At 41.8% G+C, this 19,338-nt stretch carries 17 protein-coding genes; 5 read left to right on the forward strand and 12 right to left on the reverse strand.

Going from position 1 to position 19,338, the window contains the following annotated elements:
• Positions 1-10: 10 nt before the first annotated feature.
• From Q3A68_RS03430 to Q3A68_RS03485, 12 genes are all read right to left on the reverse strand, one after another.
• Complete coding sequence (locus tag Q3A68_RS03430; RefSeq protein ID WP_302899642.1) at positions 11-1,387, reverse strand: TolC family protein; 1,377 nt, start codon at positions 1,385-1,387, stop codon at positions 11-13.
• A gap of 90 nt (positions 1,388-1,477) precedes the next feature.
• Positions 1,478-1,852: a hypothetical protein gene (locus tag Q3A68_RS03435; protein WP_302899643.1), complete on the reverse strand. Its 375-nt coding sequence runs from the start codon at positions 1,850-1,852 to the stop codon at positions 1,478-1,480.
• 191 nt (positions 1,853-2,043) lie between these two features.
• Positions 2,044-3,294: a sulfate adenylyltransferase subunit 1 gene (locus tag Q3A68_RS03440; RefSeq protein ID WP_302899644.1), complete on the reverse strand. Its 1,251-nt coding sequence runs from the start codon at positions 3,292-3,294 to the stop codon at positions 2,044-2,046.
• 1 nt (position 3,295) lies between these two features.
• On the reverse strand, positions 3,296-4,201 hold the full coding sequence (gene cysD, locus Q3A68_RS03445; protein WP_302899645.1) for a sulfate adenylyltransferase subunit CysD: 906 nt from the start codon (positions 4,199-4,201) through the stop codon (positions 3,296-3,298).
• Between the two features lie 18 nt (positions 4,202-4,219).
• Positions 4,220-4,927, reverse strand: coding sequence for a phosphoadenylyl-sulfate reductase (locus Q3A68_RS03450; RefSeq protein ID WP_302899646.1), 708 nt, complete (start codon positions 4,925-4,927; stop codon positions 4,220-4,222).
• The gene (locus tag Q3A68_RS03455; RefSeq protein ID WP_302899647.1) at positions 4,924-6,435 is read right to left on the reverse strand and encodes a TSUP family transporter; all 1,512 of its coding nucleotides are present in this window, start codon (positions 6,433-6,435) and stop codon (positions 4,924-4,926) included. Before Q3A68_RS03455 ends, Q3A68_RS03450 begins: the two co-directional genes overlap by 4 nt.
• Entirely contained in the window at positions 6,413-7,198 is a 786-nt protein-coding gene (cobA, locus tag Q3A68_RS03460) for a uroporphyrinogen-III C-methyltransferase (RefSeq protein WP_302899648.1), read from the reverse strand. The genes Q3A68_RS03455 and cobA overlap by 23 nt, the downstream gene beginning before the upstream one ends.
• Positions 7,195-9,288, reverse strand: coding sequence for a nitrite reductase (locus tag Q3A68_RS03465; protein ID WP_302899649.1), 2,094 nt, complete (start codon positions 9,286-9,288; stop codon positions 7,195-7,197). The genes cobA and Q3A68_RS03465 overlap by 4 nt, the downstream gene beginning before the upstream one ends.
• A 435-nt stretch (positions 9,289-9,723) precedes the next feature.
• Entirely contained in the window at positions 9,724-10,158 is a 435-nt protein-coding gene (locus Q3A68_RS03470; protein ID WP_302899650.1) for an RrF2 family transcriptional regulator, read from the reverse strand.
• A 90-nt stretch (positions 10,159-10,248) separates the two neighbouring features.
• Positions 10,249-10,527: an Rdx family protein gene (locus Q3A68_RS03475; protein WP_302899651.1), complete on the reverse strand. Its 279-nt coding sequence runs from the start codon at positions 10,525-10,527 to the stop codon at positions 10,249-10,251.
• A gap of 118 nt (positions 10,528-10,645) precedes the next feature.
• Positions 10,646-10,789, reverse strand: a complete 144-nt coding sequence (locus tag Q3A68_RS03480) for a hypothetical protein (protein WP_302899652.1) — start codon at positions 10,787-10,789, stop codon at positions 10,646-10,648.
• Positions 10,790-11,006: 217 nt separating this feature from the next.
• Complete coding sequence (locus Q3A68_RS03485; RefSeq protein ID WP_302899654.1) at positions 11,007-11,837, reverse strand: MOSC domain-containing protein; 831 nt, start codon at positions 11,835-11,837, stop codon at positions 11,007-11,009.
• Between the two features lie 143 nt (positions 11,838-11,980).
• Between Q3A68_RS03485 and Q3A68_RS03490 the strand changes: the two genes are divergently transcribed.
• From Q3A68_RS03490 to Q3A68_RS03510, 5 genes are all read left to right on the forward strand, one after another.
• A complete protein-coding gene (locus Q3A68_RS03490) occupies positions 11,981-13,297 on the forward strand; it encodes a Gfo/Idh/MocA family protein (RefSeq protein WP_302899655.1) in 1,317 nt (438 codons plus the stop codon).
• 22 nt (positions 13,298-13,319) lie between these two features.
• Positions 13,320-14,702, forward strand: coding sequence for a 3-keto-disaccharide hydrolase (locus tag Q3A68_RS03495; protein ID WP_302899656.1), 1,383 nt, complete (start codon positions 13,320-13,322; stop codon positions 14,700-14,702).
• Between the two features lie 66 nt (positions 14,703-14,768).
• A complete protein-coding gene (locus Q3A68_RS03500) occupies positions 14,769-16,484 on the forward strand; it encodes a GMC oxidoreductase (protein ID WP_302899657.1) in 1,716 nt (571 codons plus the stop codon).
• A 49-nt stretch (positions 16,485-16,533) separates the two neighbouring features.
• Entirely contained in the window at positions 16,534-17,271 is a 738-nt protein-coding gene (locus Q3A68_RS03505) for a ThuA domain-containing protein (protein WP_302899658.1), read from the forward strand.
• A 123-nt stretch (positions 17,272-17,394) separates the two neighbouring features.
• The gene (locus Q3A68_RS03510) at positions 17,395-19,335 is read left to right on the forward strand and encodes a beta-N-acetylhexosaminidase (RefSeq protein WP_302899659.1); all 1,941 of its coding nucleotides are present in this window, start codon (positions 17,395-17,397) and stop codon (positions 19,333-19,335) included.
• Positions 19,336-19,338: the final 3 nt, after the last annotated feature.

Consider the following 19,338-nt stretch of genomic DNA (forward strand, 5'->3'; position numbering starts at 1 on the left):
ATAGTTGTAGTTATTTTAAAAGGTTTAATATGGTGTTTACTTTGTTGTCGGTAATGGCTTGGTTAAACAATGCATTGGTATAAGCATATTTAGCCTGTACATAATCGGTTTCGGCACGATAAAGGATGTTTAGTGCGGCGTCCAGCTCGATAATATCTGTCAGCCCGTTTTTATACAGAGATAGCTTTTGACGATAGCCATCATTGGCTGCTTTGAGCTGATGGGGTATTTCGGTTAACCGTTCACGGGCCGTTTGCATTTCTGCATATGCCTGGCTGGCATTAGCTGCGAGCAGGGTCTTCTGCTCCTGCAGTTTATTTTGGAAATAATCGGATTGGGTTTTCTGGGTGCGAACTTTTAACTGTTTCCGACGCAGGTCGAAAAGGTTATAGGAAATACCTAATCCAACCAAATAATTATCGCGCTGAAAACCCCAGCCGGTTGAAAGGCCGTTAAAATGATCGTTGGCATCTACGCTTGATCCGCGTCCCCAGGCAGCACCCTCCAGTAATATCTTTGGATTATATTGCTTTTTCACCAGGTCTTCCTGTTCTTTGCTGTTCTGATACAGTGACTTATAATAATTAATGAGCGGATGATTGGCAGTATCAGTATTAAGCTGGCCATAAGGTGAATGGATTAACTGATCTTCCACCAATGTATCAGCTACTATTGATTGATAAGGCAGACCGCTCACAGTAGCCAGACGCAATTGTACTTGCTGCAACTGGTTGTTTAATTCGATATAATTCAAGCGTGCCTTTGATAACTCCGCATTGGCAATACTGGTATCGACACCCGGGCGTACACCACTGCGGGTAAGTGAACCGATGGAACGCAGGATTTCCTGGTTACGCTGAATGTTTCGTGCCTGAATTTGCTGATAATCCTGCAGGCTCATCAGTAAAAGGTAATTACTGATGGCGTAAGCTTCCAGTTGATATTTTGATTGCGCGAAATTATTTTGCTCAACCTGTATATTCGACTGTGCTACGCGGTTTTGGGCGCCATATGCACCGAAATTATATATTTCCCAATCTAATGCAGCTACGCCAACATTGGCTGATACAGCTGTGGCATTGCTTTCGGTACGAACGCCCCGGCTGTCAGATGGAATTATCCCGAAGCCGAAATAAGGACCGGCAACGTTGTTGTTGGTACCGATATCAGCTTGGTAGTTCAACCGCAAATTGGGCAGCCAGTTATTGCGCACCTCTGCCGCTTGCGCTTGCCTGATGCGTATGGCTGAAGAATCCGTTATTAAAGTAGGGGCGCTTTTATCTACTTGTATTAAGAGTTGTTTTAATGAAACAGACTGCTGCGCGCTGGCTGCAACAGATAGCAGCAGCAAAAACACCGCAAACAGACTTCTATGAATATTTGACATTTTTTGGATCATTAATTTGATAAATTCAAAAAGTATAAGGCATACGCGCAGGTGAATGCTGCGGGTAATCATGTGTTACTTTAGGAAATATCAAATAATGAGCTTGCCGGCCAGGAGATAGGCACTTTCAGGTGGCCATAGAGATAAGCGAAGATCAGATAATATTCTGGCCGTTAATTTTGATAATGGGTCAAAAAGAGCGGGAAAAAGGTTAAGCAATAAAAGTGAAATGGAGGAAAGCAGTACCATCAGTGGATTTGCAAGTCGCTGATGGATCTGTTTTGCATTTTTATCGGCATCCTCCAGATTCTCGGGCTTTCGCTTAGAGAAGCTTTTGACCAGGATATTGTGCGAAATGTGAATTTTAAAGTGGCGATTGGAAACCTCAAAACCAAAAAAAGGCTTGGCAATAAACAGCAGCGCTGCAAATGCAAAGAATACTTTAAAAACCAGCGCTCCTTTCATTTGGGTTTCAAATAATATTGTTCAACTACAAAAGTGGTGTTAAATTGTTTCATTGAAATTAATGTAACGTTAATGTTGCATGCATTCACCTGCCGGCGCTTCTGCGAATTGGGAGTGGCAAAAAGAAAAAAAGGCCCCATAAAGGAGCCAGTTTAGTTGATTGATTTATTTAGTCGTGGAATATAATTGGCTTATTCTGCATTTGCCCTGAACATCAATGCACCTACGGTTACGTTAGTGCGACTGTCAATCAGTATAGCGCCACCATTTGCTTTATTGTCCTGGTAAAGATCAAAGGCTAAAGGATCGGCTGTTTTGATAACGATACGGCCGATATCATTCAGTTTGAAATCTTCATCAAACTCCTGCTCCAACGTATTAATATTCACCTTGTACAATATTTCCTGTATGCGGCAACGTGTTAATTTACTGTTATGCTGCAGAAAGTAGGTGTGGGTAGTATCCAGTGGTTTAGTATCCATCCAGCACAGATCAGCTTCAATCTGCTGTGAAACCTGCGGTTTGTTTTTTGCACTTACCAATGTATCACCGCGACTAATGTCAATTTCGTCTTCAAGATGAATGGTTACAGACATACCGGATATGGCAGCTTCTGGCTCTGAATCAAGCAGCTCAATTTTACTGATAGTTGATGTAAAACCCGATGGTAAAACTGTTACCTTGTCATTCACACGGAACGAGCCGCTTGAAACTCGCCCTGCATAACCACGGTAATCGTGCAATTCTTCAGTTTGTGGACGAATCACCCACTGTACCGGGAACCTTGCATGCTCGGTGAGGGTATCGGCAGGTATTTCAACGGTTTCCAAATAAGGTAATAAACTATTGCCCTTAAACCACGGCATTCTTTCGGAAGCATGGACAATATTATCACCTTTCAACGCACTAACTGGTATGTAAGCTACATTTTTCAATCCAACCTTAGCCGCTAATGATTTGTAATCGCTGACGATCTTATTGAAAACATCTTCTTCGTAATCAACCATATCCATCTTATTCACACATACTACCACTTGTGGTAAGCCTAACAGGGATACCAGGAAGGAGTGACGTATGGTCTGCTCGATCACGCCTTTTCGCGCATCGATCAGGATGATGGCCAAACCAGCATTTGAAGCGCCGGTAACCATGTTACGGGTGTACTGAATATGGCCCGGGGTGTCAGCTATAATGAATTTGCGTTTGTCTGTCTGAAAGTATTTGTAGGCAACGTCGATAGTTATACCTTGTTCGCGCTCCGCTTTCAAGCCGTCGGTTAAAATGGCCAGGTCAATAGTGCCATCATCATTTTTACGGTTTGAGCGTTGAAGCGCCTCTAACTGGTCAACCAATATAGCGCCGCTATCATAAAGCAGGCGGCCTATAAGGGTGCTTTTACCATCGTCAACACTGCCTGCAGTTAAAAATTTTAGAATATTCATATTAAAAGTAGCCCCCTTTCTTGCGGTCTTCCATTGCGGCTTCACTCACTTTATCGTCCATACGAGCACCGCGTTCGCTAACACGGGAGGCGCTTATTTCATCAATAATATTATCTATCTCAAATGCGTATGACTCTACAGCAGCTGTACAGGTCATATCGCCAACGGTGCGGAAACGTACATTACGGCGCTCCACCACATCCTCATCATCCATATTCAGGAATGGAGAGGCAGCCATTAACTGACCATTGCGGGTGATCACATCACGTTCGTGGGCAAAATAGATAGTGGGTAATTCAATTTTTTCCCTACGAATATAGTTCCACACATCTAACTCTGTCCAGTTACTGATTGGGAATACGCGAACGTTTTCGCCTTTATGTATCTTACCGTTATAGATATTCCAAAGCTCCGGGCGCTGACGTTTAGGATCCCACTGACCAAATTCATCACGTACCGAAAAGATACGTTCTTTTGCCCGTGCTTTTTCCTCATCACGGCGTGCGCCACCTATGCAGGCATCAAACTGGTGCTTTGCAATCGTATTTAACAGCGTAACAGTTTGTAACTGATTACGGCTGGCGTTTTTACCTTTTTGCTCTACTACGCGGCCATTATCAATGTCATCCTGAACATAACCGACGATCAGCTTTTCGCCGATACGTTTGATCATATTGTCGCGATAGATAATGGTTTCTTCAAAATTATGCCCGGTATCAATATGTACCAACGGGAACGGAAATTTTCCCGGACGAAAAGCCTTTTCGGCCAACCTTACTAAAGTGATAGAATCTTTACCTCCCGAAAAAAGCAGGGCGGGCTTTTCAAATTGCCCGGCTACCTCCCGCAAGATATGGATGGCTTCCGCCTCTAATTCATCTAAATAATCCAACTGCTGCTTACTCATTAATTATGTAATTCAAACTTATTTATGCACCTCGTGTAATCCGCATTCTTTTTTCGACTGATCTTCCCACCACCAACGGCCTGCCCTGAAATCTTCTCCGGGTTGAACTGCCCTTGTGCAAGGTTGGCACCCGATACTCGGAAAGCCTCTGTCGTGTAGCGTGTTATAGGGTACGTTATGTATCCTGATATATTCTTTTACCTGATCGAGGGTCCAATCGTAAATCGGGTGAAATTTAATCAAATTATTTTGTTCGTCCCATTCCAGATTGTGCATGTCATGTCGATTGACTGACTGTTCGGCACGAATGCCAGTTACCCAACATTTATTGCCTGCAAGGGCACGCTTCAGGGGTTCAACTTTACGAATACCGCAGCATTCTTTACGGTTCTCAACAGATTCGTAAAAGCTACTCGGCCCTTTTGTGTTGACCATCTTCTCCAGCAACTCATTATTAGGATAATAAGCATGTATAGGTTTCTCGTACATTTCCATAGTACGGTTCCACACATAATAAGTTTCAGGAAAAAGGCGACCTGTCTCTAATGTAAATACCTTGATAGGCAGATCATTGGTAAAAATCATGTGCGTGATCACCTGGTCTTCCCAGCCGAAACTTGTAGAAAACACGATCTGTCCGGCAAACCTGTTTGCCAGTAATGATAGTGCTGCCACTGGGTCAAGACCTTGAATTTGTTGCTTTATATCTTCTAACTCGCTTATCATAAAACGTGAACTCCCAAGAATTTAAGAATCGCTCTTATACTTATTAATATTACGATTATAGCTACAGCCATCATAATAGCTTTAGCCGATATTTTATTTGAAATCTTAGCCGCAATAGGAGAAGCCAACGCACTGCCTATTACCAGACCGGAAACCGCTTCCCAACGAGCGCTGCCCAAAAACCAGATGAATGTTAACGAGCTCATCAGCGCAATAAAAAAGCGTGATAATTTAACAGTCCCTAAAGAAAAACGTGGATGACGCCCGCCAGCAATAAGGGTTGATAAAACGATTGACCCCCAGCCACCACCTCCAACTGCATCAATAAAACCACCACCAAAACCTAACAGACCAATTCTTTTAATTTTGGCTGTTGTTCTTTTTTGCCCGGTTTTTAAACCCTTTCTGAATATAATGATACCTAATATTAAGGTATACAACGATACAAATGGTTTGGTATAAGCACTATAATGTTCTAATGAAGACAATATGGTAGCCCCTAGCATCGCACCTATGATACCGGGAATGAGCAGCATCTTAAACAATTTCCAGTTGATGTTGCCCATCCGGTAATGCATCCAGCCCGCTATGCCATTGCTTAATATTTCAGAAAGATGCACACCCATACTTGCTGTTGCGGGTGTAATGCCCATTGATAAAGAGAAAGTAGTCGAAGTAACACCGTAAGACATGCCAATGGCCCCATCAATCATTGCAAACACAAAACCTGCACCCAGGAAATAGTAAAAAATGGGGTTGATGCCCTCAACGTAAGTTCTAAAATCGGGATCCTTATTCCATAAAGTAAAGATGGTTACTACGATAGCAAAAACCAGTGCGCCCCATAATAGCCAAATTAAGTTCTTATTACCCTGAGTTTTTTTCTCAACCAATACCGAAGTAACATCATTCAGCACTTTTACTTTATAAGCGAAATCACCTGAAAGCGAGTTTCTCAACTCGTTCATTTGTTGCAGCGTAATATCCAGCTCTCCGGGAATTGCCTCATCCAATACTTCTCTTAATCGCTTGGCAACTGTAGGGGATTTACCATTAGTAGATATGGCTACTTTCAGGTCGCCCTTCTGAACAATCGAGCCGAGATAAAAATCGCACAGATCAGGTTTATCAGCTATATTCACCAATAATTTACGCTCGTGTGCTGAGCTTCTGATATACTCATTAAGTTGATTATCGTTTGTTGCAGCTATAACTATATCCGCGTCATCAAGGTCAGTATCTACAAATGCTTTTTGCGAAATGCTTATGCCTTCATATTCTCCTGCCAAAGCACGTACACCGGGTACAAACTCTTTGGCAATAATAGTCACCTTTGCCTTTGGACTATTACCAAGCAGGGCGGTCAGTTTTTCCAAACCAACATTGCCCGCACCGATCAGAACCGTATGCAAATTATTCAGCTTTAAAAAAACCGGAAAAAGCTGATTGCCTTCGGTTTTTTCTGTCTGAATGGTAGGTGTACCGTTATTCCTGGGAGATAATGCCATAAAATTCCCTGATAGGCTGAAACTGTGGATGTAAAGACACCACTTCGCCAATGACAATTAAAGCAGGCGAGGTGATCTTTTTCTCCTCAACAATCTCTGTAATAGTATCTATAATGCCAATGGCTACTTTTTCATTTTCGGTCGAACCGCTTTGAATTACAGCTACAGGCATGCGTTGTTTACCTTCTTTTTTGAATATTTCGGCAATTTCGCTCAGTTTATGCAGGCCCATCAAAACAACAACAGTCGCCCTGGTACGAGCCGCCTCATAAAGATCATTTGATATATTGCCGTCGGCTTTTGTACCCGTTACTACCCAAAAGCTTTCGCTCATACCGCGATGAGTAACCGGGATATGCTGTAATCCTGGAACACCAATTGAACTTGATATGCCGGGAATTACTTCTGTGTGGATGCTGTAAGAAGCCGCATGATCCAACTCTTCATAACCACGGCCGAATACAAACGGGTCGCCGCCTTTTAAACGCACAACATGGCCATAATTCAAGGCATAATCAATCATTAATTTATTGATCGCATCTTGTGAAAAAGAATGATCTCCCGAACGTTTACCTACATAAACCTTAGTTGCATGCTCCGGCGCAAAGTCAAGCAATTCTTCGTTTACCAAAGCATCATAAAGCACCACGTCTGCGGTTTTAAGTGCTTTTATACCTTTTATGGTAATCAGTTCGGCGTCGCCGGGGCCTGCACCAACCAGAGTAATACGTGGTTCCTTAATTTCTTTTTTTATATCTATCATGATTGCACCAATGCCTCTCTTTTTGCTTTAACATTTGCTAAAAATGCTTCAGCCTGTTTGCGGTAAGCTGTCGCAAATTCTTCAGAAGGTTCATTTTTGTTAATCTGCAATACCGTGTCACTAAACGTACCGTCAAAATTAAATTCTCCAGTGGCTATATATTGCTTGTCGAATTCATTAATGATGCCAATTTGGGTACCAACATTGATATTTTTATCCAACAACAATGCCTTTGCTGAGCTGATGAATACATTGTAGGAATGATAAATAGTATCGGCCCAGGCACCATTTGCAAATGATTCATTTGCCCAGCCTGATTTCTCATCAGCTTCGTATAATAATGTAGCAACCAAATCGATCACTACGCCAGCACACTCACCAACACCAATAGCTGGGACGAAAGTTTCTTCATGCCCCCAGTCTACAAACTCATCATCTTTCAGGGTTGACAGATCAGCCAGTGGTTTTAACATCTGGTAGAAATAGTCTTTTCCCTGTCTGTCGTAATAATGGTGGAAAAGCTCGTCTTCTATTGAATTTTGCTTGTAATCGTCCAAAACGGTTCTTAATACAACATCAGCCCTTTTAGCAGGAACTTTGATGATCTTTTCAGCAGCACGACCAATTCCATCGCCAACTGTACCGCCACCCAACAAAACCTGCATCGATGGTAACACCTTCAAACCGGCTTTAAGTGAGCTGCCATGGAAACCAATATGGGCCAAACCATGCTGACCACAAGAGTTCATACAGCCGCTTATTTTGATCTTGATATCGCGGTTGAAGATCAGATCTTCATATTCATTATAGATGATATCTTCCAGGACACGGGCAAAGGTCATACTATTGGAAATACCCAGGTTACACGTATCGGTACCTGGGCAAGTAGTCACATCGGCTACGCTGTCAAAACCGGGGGCTGACATATCCAAAGCGGTTAAACCCGCATATAAAGCCGGCAATGCTTCTTTTCTTACATATTTTAACAGCAAGCCCTGATTTTGGGTAATACGTAACTCATCTGCCACATAAGGGCGGATGGCCTCAACAAACTTTCTCGCTACATCTGTATGGATATCGCCAACAGGGACCTTTACATATACGCCATAAAAGCCTTGCTGCTTTTGTTCAAATACATTGGTTGCCAACCATTGTTCGTAACGCAATGGGTTGTCCATCTTTGCCTCAGGAATGATTAAAGGCTCGGGTATAACCGGCATGTCTAGCACATCACGGTTAATAGGGTAGGTTTTTACTTTGTTAGCAATTCTTTCCTCTTTTACCAGTCTTAATACTTCTTCCAGGCCTAATTTCTGGATCACATATTTTAGCCGTGCTTTATTACGGTTATTGCGTTCGCCATAACGGTCAAAAACACGGATAACTGATTCGATATAAGGAATCAATTGATCTTCGGGCAAAAATTCTTCAACAATGCTTGCCAAAATAGGCTGAGCACCTAAACCCCCACCAAGCAATATTTTAAAGCCACGCTCACCTTTATCATTTATTTTAGGGATAGCGCCAATATCATGTACATATGAAAATGCGGTATCCTCATCGCTTGACGAAAAGGAAATCTTAAACTTACGGCCCATTTCCTGACAGATAGGATTGCGCAGAAAGAATTCAAACGCAGCATGAGCATAAGGCGAAACATCAAACGGCTCTTTCGGATCAATACCCGCAGTAGGAGAGGCAGTCACATTTCTTACGGTATTGCCGCATGCTTCACGCAGGGTGATATCGTCCTGCGCCAGTTCGGCCCAAAGTTGAGGTGTACGGTCCAAACTAACATAATGTATTTGAATATCCTGGCGTGTGGTTAAGTGCAGGTTATGGCTCGCATACTCATCAGATACGTCAGCAATGCGCAGCAGTTGTTTAAACGTAACTTTACCAAAAGGTAATTTGATACGAACCATTTGCACACCGGGCTGGCGCTGACCATAAACGCCGCGGGCCAGACGCAAGCTCCTAAACTTTTCATCATGTATCTTACCTTCACGGAAAGCTCTGATCTTCTTTTCCAGATCGATAATATCCTTCTCCACAACCGGATTTTCCAGTTCAGTTCTGAAGCTTTGCATATCTTCTAATAATTAAATTAATATTTATCTCTTAGTTTGAACCCCAAATATATATATAGTATACGGAAATGGTAGCATTTTTTAGTAATATTATTTCTTTTACAGTAAAATTACATACAAAGCCGTTTTTAAACGTACCAAATCTGCGCCAAAGTTTAGTTTGAGAATCGGTATACGCAAGTGATTGAATTTTAGATACTCGCGAATCAAATCAGACATTTTGCGTTACTCTGTATACAATTGAAATTCAAGTAAATACAATGCCCGTTTTTTTCTCAATAGAAAAACTCGGGAAACTATTTTTTTAAATTATTCAGAAGAAAAAGTAAAAAAATCCTCTAGGGCTAAGTAAATAATTAAAGGCATAGTTTTAACCAATACTCAATTGGGGAAAAATATACCCTTTGTATTACAGTAAATTTCTAACGGAGAGCTTCAAACTTTGATCAGCGTATTTTCTCTGGCTATTACATCGGCTATACTAGTTTCCGACAGAATTTTAAGCGTTGCATCTCGCACATCAATAAACACATCACGGATGCCACACGTGGTTTCCTGCTTGCACTCATCGCATTTATGATAAAAGTTGAGGCTGGCACAAGGCACCATCGCAATAGGCCCATCGGTAATACGCATGATGCTTACCAGGTAAATATCTTTTGGATCTTTATTTAAGCTATAACCACCTCCGGCGCCCTTTTTACTGTAAAGGAACCCGGCATTACGTAAGTCCAGCAATATCTGTTCAAGGAATTTTTTAGGAATCCGTTCCTCTTCCGCGATTTTGGAGATTTGCATTGGTGGTTTATCGACATTCTTTCCCAGCACTACCAGGGCCTTAATGGCATATTTCGTTTTTTTCGATAGCATTTAATAATATTAAAACTTACAAAGATAGGTAAATATATTATGTCTATATAATTGGTCGGCTGTACGTACTATTTAAAGTAAATATAGTATTTATTTTTTATCAGAATGTCCAAGACTTTTTGCAGGATTCACTATATCTCGCACTAATTGCTTTATTTCTTTTATTTCAGGGAAACGCGCCCATTCTTTATGGTCATAAATAACGGCATCATTTATCCGAATACTGTAGTGCCCCCCGGTTTCACTGGGTTGCAGCGTAACGGCATAAAGTTCATCAGAGAAGGTAGTTAACAATTCCTGGGCCATATATGCTGCGCGCAACAGCCAATGGCATTTTGGACAATATTCAATAGTTATAGTCGGTTTCATTAAGCCAATTTACAAATCAGCCCGTAAAAAATAAAAATATCATCATAACACGCTAATTAGGAAACGTGTAAAATGATGATATTAAGAATTCAAAATTGTGATTATATGGGAAGGTGGATTACCTACTTTGGATAAAATTAAAGCCTAATGCCAGTTTGGGGTTAAAAGGGGCCTTCTTTCTTTTCTTGAAAATATTATTATTGTTAACATATGCGCCCACAGCATTCAATACAGCATCAAATAAGTTTTCTATTGATTTCATATAAGCAATTTAATTTGGGCTTTATAACGAAAAACAGAAGGCTATGGTTGCAAAAATCTGCGTTTTTGATTATTTCAGGGGCTTTTTTGGATAAAGCAAGGAGTGGATTCCTGTTTAGATAAAATACTAAAACATGCTGATTGTTAGCGTATTAAATTTACTCTTAATGACTTTCAAAAAAATTAATTTATAATTTAATTTTCTCGTTAAACGATTGCTATACCCCAACTAAAAACCTGTCTTGGTAGTTTAATTTAATTATCTGCAATTCATCCCCGATTTTAATCTCCCCTAAACCATTATGTGCAAGATTTTGTCCGAACATGATCTTTTTGTCTTTCAGACGGTAACGTGCCAGCGTTTTTAAAGGTTCTTTACCAGCAAGGCCATTTTCCTGGTCAATGGTGGTCATTACGCAACGAGCGCAAAGTTTTACACCATAAAAAATAATATCGCCAATTATGAAAGTATGCATCGCATCTTCCTGGTATGGTTCGCCTCCGGTAAATACAATATTTGGGCGGAAACGGCTCATAGGCAATACTTCTGCCAATTTGCTGTTCAAATCATCCAGGGAAGATTGACCAATTAGTAAGAATGGATAAGCATCTGAAAACGAAGTGATGCTATCTTCTGAGGTATATCGCTGATCCGTGATGCGGTAGGTGTCATCAGGCATAAATACTAACCGGCATGGTATCTCAAGCATGCTACTGAACCATTCATCAGCTTCGTTACCTACAAACTGCCCGCGACAGGTATCATCCCATATCGTAACTTCTGCAAATTCGTTTTTAACAGCATCAAAAGGAATGGTACACGACGATTGCTTAACCGAATGAGTGATCTTTATGCCTTTGTCTGTTAATGCCGGTTTGAGCAATGCCATTTGGTGGACATCGCGTTGAGAAATAAAACGGTTATTGTGGTCAACCAGCATCCAGCGGCGGTCATATTGAAAGCCCCTGTCGGTTACCAAAGCTTTATCTAAAGCAATTCCCCCTAATGATTTTACTGGATAGATGAATAGTTGGCTGATGCGAAGCATTGTTAAAAGTAAAGGCTGTAAAGATAAGTTTTGTACAGGCCGCGGCAAACAGAGTTATAACAACTTCGTTACATTTTTGAAAGATTGGAATCGGTTTAACACATTTATCCCTACATTTAAAAACCAATTTAAAACATCTAATTATGCATCGCAGAAAATTCATCAGGGATGCCTCGCTGGCTACGGCAGGTCTTACTATACTTAATTTCCCGGTATTTGGTAAAAATGCGCCGAGCAACAAAGTAGTATTAGGCGTAATGGGGGTAAACAGCAGAGGGAATTATCTGGCAAGCAGCTTCGCACAGCTGCCTAATGTTGAAGTCGGCTACATCTGCGATGTGGAAGACGGCGCTATAAAAAAAGGCTATGATGCGCTTAAAAATGCACCCCGAAAACCTGAACTGGTACACGACATCCGTAAGCTGGTTGAAAAGAAGGATTTTGATGCCCTTGTAGTGGCTGCTCCCGATCACTGGCATACACCCGCAGCAATTTTAGGTGCATCACATGGCAAGCATGTATATGTAGAAAAACCATGCGGGCAAAATGCGCATGAAGGAGAATTAATATCCCAAGCTTTGCATAAATATGGCAAACATATACAAATGGGTAACCAGCGCCGCTCTATGCCTTCTCTGATCGACGCCGTTAAACAGGTAAGAGAAGGTGCAATTGGTGATGCCTATTTTGCTAAAGCCTGGTACACCAACAACCGTCAATCTATAGGCATAGGAAAACAAATACCGGTACCTTCAACCCTTGATTTTGAACTATGGCAGGGACCTGCGCCTCGCAAACCTTACCAGGATAATTTGGTACATTATAACTGGCACTGGTTCTGGAACTGGGGAACAGGCGAGGCTTGCAACAACGGTACGCACGAAATTGATTGCTGCCGCTGGTTCTTAGGGGTTGATTATCCTACTAAAGTGAACTCATCTGGCGGAAGATATGCTTATAAAGACGACTGGCAAACGCCGGACACCCAGGTAGCCAATTTCGAATTCGGAGATAAATGCTCTATTACATGGGAAAGTCGCAGTTGCAATAACTTCCCGGTTGAAGGTAGCAGTCGCGGGTTTATTATTTATGGTTCCAAAGGCAGTCTGGTTAACTTAGGTGGCGGTGACTACAAAATACTGGATATCAAGAATAAGGTACTGAAAGAAGTAAAATCAGAAGTAGCTGCTGACCCGAACAATACCGTTAGCGCCAACGGCAATCTGGATTTTTATCATTTTAAAAACTTTGTGGGTGCTGTTCGCGGGGAGAATGAATTGACTTCGCCAGTAGACGAAGCATCAAAAAGTGTGCTTTTGTGTCATTTGGCAAATATCTCACAACGCACAGGTATTACATTGAACTGTGATCCAAAGAATGGTTATATCACCAATAGTACTGAAGCCATGAAATTATGGGGCCGCACTTACCAAGCAGGCTGGGAACCGAAACTAGCGTAATAATATTTATCCAAATTCTAACATGAAAAAACAGCAATATTTAATTCTAACAGCTCTGTTATCAGGGCTTTCGCTATCATGCTACGCGCAGGCTGGCTGGACAAACCTTTTTGACGGTAAAACTCTTAAAGGCTGGAAACAAGCTACAGGGAAGGCTACATATACTGTTGAGAATGGTGTGATTGTAGGAACTACGGTAGCTCATTCGCCCAATTCATTCCTGGTGACAGATAAGGAATATGGCGATTTTATACTGGAGATCGATATTAAGGTTGAAAACAATGAAACCAATTCCGGTGTGCAAACACGTAGTCATTACGATCCGAAAGGCAATGATGGTGCAGGGAAAGTATATGGCCGCCAGGTTGAGGTTGACCCATCAGACCGTAAATGGAGCGGCGGCATCTATGATGAAGGCCGGCGTGACTGGCTGTATCCAATGGACCTAAACGCCAAAGCAAAAGATGCCTTTAAAGTAGGCGAGTGGAACCATTATCGTATTGAATGTATCGGGAATTCCATCAAAACATGGGTTAATGGTGTAGCCACAGCTTATATGGTGGATACGGTGGACAGCAAAGGCTTTATAGGCCTGCAGGTACATGGTATCAGCAACGAAGGCCAGGCAGGCAAACACATCTACTTTAAAAACATCAAAATACAAACAGCTAGGCTTAAACCAAAACCATTCCCTTCAGGCGTTTATGTTGTTGACTATGTATCCAATCATCTAACTGATTATGAGAAAAAAGAAGGCTGGCGCTTGCTGTTTGACGGCAAAACCAATGCCGGATGGAGAGGGGCAACCTCAACAAGTTTCCCTACTAAGTCCAACGGATGGGTAGTACGCGATGGAACAATGACCATTTTAGGCTCAGCAGGCGGTGAGGCTGCCAATGTAGGTGATATCGTCACCAAAGAACAATTCAGTGCATTTGATCTGTCGTTTGATTTTAAGATGAGTACAGGTGCAAACAGTGGTGTAAAATATTTCGTAACGCTGCAGGAAGATACACACGGACAATCGGCTATAGGTTTGGAATACCAGGTGCTGGATGATAAAGTGCACCCTGACGCCAAATTGGGACGTAATGGCGACCGAACATTAGCTTCCTTATACGATCTGATCCCTGCAAAAAAACAGGATCGATTTGTACGCCCCATTGGCGCGTGGAACACTGGCAGGATTATCGTTTTTCCAAATAATCATGTTGAACATTACCTGAATGGAGTAAAAGTGCTGGAATATGAGCGTGGATCCAAAGAATTTGAAGACCTGGTGAAGATCAGCAAATATGTGATCTGGAAAAACTTCGGCGAAGCTAAACAGGGGCATCTTTTATTGCAGGATCATGGTTTTGAAGTAAATTACAGGAATATCAAAATAAAAGAATTACACAATTAAAGGATTTTACAGATTAAAATCAGAGATTCAAACAAATAAAACCACTTTAAAACATTTTTTTCAAATATGCCGATAGATTCCGTTAATGTCAACAATAAGGCACAGGCAAAAAATACTTATGATGCGATCGTAATAGGGTCGGGTATCAGCGGCGGCTGGGCTGCCAAAGAACTTACCGAACGTGGCTTAAAAACCATTATGCTGGAACGTGGCCGGAATTTTGAGCACATCAAGGATTATAAAACCGCTACTAACAATCCCTGGGATTTTGAACACCGCGGGCATGTTACCCAGCAGCAAAAAAAACACCACGCTATAGTGGCAAGGGCATGGGGGCTTAATGAAGGAAACGTTAACTACTGGGCCGATGACGCGGACGCTCCTTATACCGAAATAAAGCCTTTCAATTGGTGGCGCTCGTATCAGTTAGGCGGCAGGTCTATACTTTGGGGGCGTCAAAGCTATCGTTGGAGTGATCTTGACTTCGAAGCAAATCTGAAAGATGGCTGGGCCATCGACTGGCCTATTCGATATAAAGATATTGCCCCCTGGTATGATCATGTAGAAAAGTTTATTGGCGTAAATGGTTCATTGGAAGGATTAGAACAACTACCGGATGGGCATTTTCTACCAGCTATGCAAATGAACTGTGTTGAAAAGGATGTAGCAGACAGAATAAAAAAACACTATAACAATACCCGGCATATGATCATCGGTCGGTCAGCTAATTTAACAGCGCCTATACCCGGTCGTACGCAATGCCAGTTCCGTAACCGTTGCTGGGAAGGTTGTCCTTTTGGAGGATATTTCAGTACACAATCGTCCACGTTACCCGCAGCTATGAAAACGGGCAACCTGACGGTAAGACCGTTCTCCATTGTTACCAAAATATTGTATGATCAGAATACCCAAAAAGCTACCGGAGTAGAAATATTAGATGCAGAAACCAATCAAACCTATCAATATCACGCAAAAATAGTATTTGTTAATGCCTCAGCTTTGAACAGTGCCTGGGTTTTGATGAATTCAGCAACTGATGTTTGGCCCGATGGATTAGGCAGCAGCAGCGGAGAATTAGGTCATAACATTATGGATCACCATTATAATTTGGGCGCATCAGGCAAGGTTGAAGGTTACGAGGATAAATATTACTTTGGCAGAAGGCCGAACGGAATCTATATACCCCGGTTTACTAACCTGTTTGGTGATAAGCGGGATTATCTTCGTGGCTTTGGTTATCAGGGCGGTGCGAGTCGCGAAGGATGGAGCCGTAATGTTGCTGAACTAAGTATTGGTGCGAAGTTCAAAGATGAGTTAAGCGAACCAGGGCAATGGACGATGGGCATTGGCGGTTTTGGCGAATTGCTGCCATATCATGAAAACAAGATCACATTGGATCACAATAAAAAAGATAAATGGGGTTTACCAGTGTTAGCGATGGATGCTGAAATCAAAGACAATGAGAAAAAGATGCGCAAAGACATTGTATCTGAAGCCAAAGCGATGCTGGAAGCAGCAGGGGTAAAGGATGTAAAATCGCATGATTTCGGCCACCATGTAGGCGACGGTATCCATGAGATGGGAACCGCTCGTATGGGCCGCGATCCAAAAACATCGGTACTCAACATGCATAATCAGGTTTGGGACGCTAAAAACGTATTTGTTACTGACGGCGCTATGATGACTTCATCGGCATGTCAGAACCCATCGTTAACTTATATGGCTATGACTGCCCGTGCCGCAAATTTTGCCGCCGATGAATTGAAAAAAGGAAATATTTGATTTCGGATGTTCGATTTCGGCTTTGTTTAAACGATTATAAATCAATGTTATGAAAACTATAGTATATTATTTAAAAGCTTGCGCCATTCTACTGATTCTGGTGCAGCTTCCCTACAGTAAATTATTAGCTAAACCTAAAATATTGGTCTTTGCTAAAACAGCCGGCTTTCACCATAACTCTATTGCAGTAGGTGTACCTGCTATTATTAAATTAGGACAAGAGAACAATTTTGATGTAGACACCACCACTAATTCTGCCAAATTCACAGCAGCTAACCTAAAGCAATATGCAGCTGTGATTTTCCTGAGCACAACAGGCGATGTATTGAATGATGAGCAGCAGAAAGCTTTTCAGCAATATATTCGTTCAGGCGGGGGCTTTGTAGGTGTGCATGCTGCAACTGACACTGAATATGACTGGCCATGGTATGGCGATTTGGTAGGAGCTTATTTTAAAAGTCATCCAAAACAACAAGAAGCAACACTACATGTAATTGACCGTGACTTTATCGCAACTAAGCACCTACCCGCAGAATGGAAACGCTTTGACGAATGGTATAACTATAAATACATCGCCAAAGGCCTGCATGTACTCATCACCATAGATGAAAAGAGTTATACCGGCGGTGAAAATGGCGATAACCACCCTATGGCCTGGTATCATGAGTATGATGGCGGCAGGGCATTCTATACAGAATTAGGGCACACCGATGAGTCTTATTCTGATCCATTGTATTTGAATCACCTTTTAGGCGGTATCAAATATGCCATGGGAAAGGCCAGGTAGAAGATTTGAAATAATTTTAAAAAGATTGTTACACTTATATAAAATATTTGGTTTCTCCCTCTAAAACATTAATTTGCGAAGTAAATCCCAACTATAAAATCTTTTCAAAAAAATTATTTCCAAATGAAGAAACTTTTAGGATTGCTATGCTTAAGCTTTATTGCTTTGCATTCATTCGGCCAAAGCAACAGGGATGGCAATATTGCCATCATTCCGGAGCCTGTATCGCTCACTCAAAAAGAAGGTGAGTTTACTTTACCCAAAAGAGTTATTATCGAAACGGCTACCGGACCTGAGATGAAACAGATTATTGCTACACTTCGTGAGCGTTTTTCAGTGCCAACAGGCTCAAAGGTTGTTGTTTTAAGTAATGCACAAGCAGCCACCATCAAACTCATATTAAATAAGAAAGCTGATGATGCCTTAGGTAAAGAAGGCTATAACCTGGCAGTAACCCCTAAGGGTATTTTCATAAAGGCCAATGGACCAGCAGGTTTGTTCTATGGGGCTCAAACTTTAGTTCAATTATTCCCTAAAGAAATCGTAAGCAATAAATATGTGGCCAATGTAAGCTGGATGGCGCCCTGTGTGGAGATTACCGACTATCCGCGTTTTAAATGGAGAGGCTTGATGTTTGATGTGGCCCGTCACTTCTTTACCAAGGCCGAGGTTGAACAATACATCGACAACATGGTGAAGTACAAAATGAATTTGTTGCATTTACACCTAACCGATGATGAAGGCTGGAGAATAGAAATCAAAAGCTTACCACGCTTAACTACAGTTGGTGCTTATAACGTAAAAAAAGTAGGTTATTTTGGCAACTTCTCTCCACCGGGACCTGACGAACCGCGCGACTACGGGGGCTTTTATACACAAAAGGACATAAAAGAAATAGTACAATATGCAAAGGATAGGTTTGTAGATATCCTTCCTGAAATTGACGTACCGGGCCATAGTTTGGCAGCTGTAGTTGCTTATCCGGAATTATCCTGTACCCCGGGAGCTGATAAATACCAGGTAAGATCGGGAGAGCACTTTATGAACTTCAGCAAAGACGGCATTAAAGCAGGTATAGATAATACGTTGTGCCCTGCGAATGAAAAGGTTTACGATTTCCTGGATAAAGTATTAACCGAAGTAGCTCAACTATTTCCATTCGGTTATATCCATATGGGTGGCGATGAGTGTGCCAAAAATTTCTGGGAGCAAAGCGATGCGATTAAAGCACTGATGCAAAAAGAAAACCTAAAAACCCAGGAAGAAGTACAAAGTTATTTTGAAAAACGTATTGAGAAGATCGTAGAATCAAAAGGCAAAAAGTTTATGGGCTGGGACGAGATCTTGGAAGGCGGGCTTGCACCTGATGCCATAGTGATGAGCTGGAGGGGTATGAAAGGCGGTATTCAGGCTGCAAAGATGGGCCATGAGGTGGTAATGAGTCCGACCACTTTTGCTTACCTGGATTACATGAACGGAGACCCTGCAATTGAGCCGCGTGTTTATTCAACTCTTCGCCTGAACAAAGCTTACCAATTTGATCCAGCACCTGATAGCGTTGATTCTAAACTGATCATTGGAGGACAGGCAAACTTATGGACCGAACAGGTGTATAATACCCGTCACCTCGAATACATGACCTGGCCCCGTGCTTTTGCTATTGCTGAAGCGGTTTGGTCGCCCAAATCGGTTCGTAATTTTGATGACTTTGCTAGCCGTGTTGAAAAGCACTTTGACCGCTTTGATGTAGCGCAAACCAAATATGCGCCAAGCGTGTACGACCCAATCTTTACAGCAAAAATTGGAGCTGACACCACTAAGACAGAAGTAGAATTATCGACCGAGGTAAAAGGGCTGGATATTCATTATACATTTGATAATTCGTTCCCTGACCAGTTCTATCCGAAATACACTGCACCATTATTAGTACCAACGGATGCCTATATGTTGCGCGTAATTACATACAAAGGTGATAAACCTGTTGGCCGTTTAATCACTATCACTGTTGATGAACTTAAAAAACGGGCAAAGTCAAAAAGGAACTATCCGAATAATGATGACTGATAA

It is taken from the genome of Mucilaginibacter tolerans (genome assembly GCF_030519375.1).
In the GTDB taxonomy this organism is placed as follows: Bacteria; Bacteroidota; Bacteroidia; order Sphingobacteriales; family Sphingobacteriaceae; genus Mucilaginibacter.